This is a genomic window from Niastella sp., from assembly GCF_045805085.1.
Classification (GTDB): domain Bacteria; phylum Bacteroidota; class Bacteroidia; order Chitinophagales; family Chitinophagaceae; genus Niastella.
Genome location: NZ_JBJMLX010000056.1, coordinates 1 through 2,381, shown reverse-complemented (window position 1 = coordinate 2,381; position 2,381 = coordinate 1). Strand labels below are relative to the sequence as shown.

Here is a 2,381-nt window from a genome sequence, read left to right as displayed (position 1 = left end):
TTTATCAACCTATCAACTTGTCAACTTGTTAACTCGTCAACTGATCAACTGGTTAACTGGTTAACTGGTCAACTGGTTAACTCGTCAACTGATCAACCTACTTATACTCCCCATATATCTCCCTTAACGTATCCGCAATTTCCCCCAACGTACACTTTTGCTCAACCGCTTCAATAACGGTGGGCATAATGTTTTCGCCGGCAGTGACTTTGTCTGAAAGACCTTGTAAAACCTGGTCGCACTTGGCCGGATTCCGGTTATTGCGCAGGCTGGCTAACTTCTGGGTTTGGATCTGGCGAATGGAGTCATCTATTTTGAAAACCGGAGTGGTATCTTTTTCAGTGGTTTGAAATTTATTAACTCCTACAATGATCTTTTCGCCGTTCTCTATCTTTCGTTGATAGTCGTACGAACTGCGGGCAATGGCATCCTGGATGAATCCTTCCTCGATGGCCGACACACTGCCGCCCATAGCGTCGATGGTGGCTATTAATTCATACGCTTTTTGTTCTATTTCGTTGGTCAGCGATTCAATGAAGTAAGAACCGGCCAACGGGTCAACCGTATCGGCAGCGCCGCTTTCAAAGGCAACGATCTGCTGGGTGCGTAAGGCAATGCGGGCCGCTTCTTCGGTAGGCAGGCTCAACGCTTCATCAAATCCATTGGTGTGCAGGGATTGGGTTCCACCCAGAACAGCGGCGAGCGTTTGCACCGTAACCCGGGCAATGTTGTTTTGCGGTTGTTGGGCCGTTAAGGTACTTCCGCCGGTTTGGGTGTGAAAGCGCAGCATCATGGCCCTGGGATCGGTAGCGCCCAGTTCTTTCATTATGCTGGCCCACATGCGGCGGGCAGCCCTGAATTTGGCTATTTCTTCAAACAGGTTATTATGCGCGTTAAAAAAGAACGACAGGCGGCGGCCAAATACATTAATGTCGAGTCCTTTCTCCAGCGCGGCCTGTACATAGGCCTTGCCATTGCTTAACGTAAAGGCGATCTCCTGCACTGCGGTACTGCCGGCTTCACGAATATGGTAGCCCGAAATGGAAATGGTGTTCCATTTGGGCAACTCCTTGCTGCACCATTCGAAGATATCGGTAATAATGCGCATGGAAGGCTGGGGAGGATAAATATAGGTTCCCCTGGCCGCATATTCTTTCAGAATGTCGTTTTGAATGGTGCCGGTGATCTTGTTCAGATCGGCGCCCTGTTGTTTAGCCAGGGCTACGTAAAACGAAAGCAGGATGTATGCCGTGGCATTGATGGTCATGGAGGTTGATACCTCTTCCAGCTTAATGCCTTTGAAAAGGGTATGCATGTCCTCGATGCTGTCGATGGCTACGCCTACTTTTCCCACTTCGCCTTCGGCCAGTGCGTGATCGCTGTCGTACCCGATTTGTGTAGGCAGATCGAAGGCCACGCTCAATCCCATTACTCCCTGTGAAAGCAAATAATGATACCGTTTATTGCTTTCCTCTGCCGTGCTAAACCCCGCGTACTGACGCATGGTCCATAGTTTACCCCGGTACATATCTTCCTGTACACCCCGGGTAAAGGGGAACTGGCCGGGCATTTCGATTTGGGTGGAAGAAGGTACATCGGCAGCGGTGTACACTTCTTTTATTTCAATGGCGCTATCGGTAGTTACTTTTTTAGGCATGTAGTTTTTGTTAGTCGTCTTGCTGACTATGACATTAATTTCTTGGCTTCATAGCTCAATACATCGGATACAACGTTGTGCAGCGATGCCTTGGGCGATTGCATCAGCATTTCCAGAATGCTGCGGCTAAGGTCCTGGCCGGTGGCCTCAGCGGGTAAAAATGAACCGATCTGGTTAACGATCATTATGTTTTGATCTTTCAGGCTACGTACCGCTTCCCATGATTCATGCGATACATAGATCTGTTGAGTAACATTGTATTCATACTCGGTGCGAATGGTTTGGGTCAGCAGCATCTGCATATCGCGGGCGGTCAGTCCGGCCGTGGGCGTGCGGCTGATAACATTGGGCAGGGCAATGCGGTCAACCAGTAAGATCAGGCGTTCATAGGCCTGTAATTGAAGCGGTTGGGTAGCGGGGGGAGCAGTTTTTGCTTTCTCGTGTTGTTCCAGCAACACCTTGGCCTCTTTACGTTGTTTCCAGAACAAAAAAGCCAGGGCTATGCCAACGGCAAGGGCGATTGCAATTGAAATTACCATTTCAGTGGTACTGAGCATTCATTAGGTTTTAAGTGAACAAAAATACAGTTTGTAGTACTAAGTTGTTTAAAAGCAATAGGAAAGGCCTTAGGAACGAACAATATGCTGAAATAATTGTCTGAATTGGGATAAATGGGATGTTTGGGATGGCTGGGATTAGCCTCCAATACCACTACGATCCTGCT

3 protein-coding genes are annotated in these 2,381 nt (G+C 48.5%); all 3 read right to left on the bottom strand.

The features are described 5' to 3' along the window. Positions 1-97: 97 nt before the first annotated feature. Positions 98-1,657: a methylmalonyl-CoA mutase gene (locus ACJ751_RS02380; RefSeq protein ID WP_407743775.1), complete on the bottom strand. Its 1,560-nt coding sequence runs from the start codon at positions 1,655-1,657 to the stop codon at positions 98-100. Positions 1,658-1,683: 26 nt separating this feature from the next. Further along, positions 1,684-2,214: a hypothetical protein gene (locus ACJ751_RS02375; protein WP_407743774.1), complete on the bottom strand. Its 531-nt coding sequence runs from the start codon at positions 2,212-2,214 to the stop codon at positions 1,684-1,686. Continuing rightward, positions 2,190-2,381 (bottom strand): hypothetical protein (locus ACJ751_RS02370; RefSeq protein ID WP_407743773.1); only part of this gene is annotated, 192 nt, incomplete at its 5' end. The genes ACJ751_RS02370 and ACJ751_RS02375, both read right to left, overlap by 25 nt.

Bases quoted from the DNA above. Each gene is read 5' to 3' on its own strand.
- ACJ751_RS02380 (WP_407743775.1), bottom strand. From the start codon at position 1,657: ATGCCTAAAAAAGTAACTACCGATAGCGCCATTGAAATAAAAGAAGTG.
- ACJ751_RS02375 (WP_407743774.1), bottom strand. From the start codon at position 2,214: ATGCTCAGTACCACTGAAATGGTAATTTCAATTGCAATCGCCCTTGCC.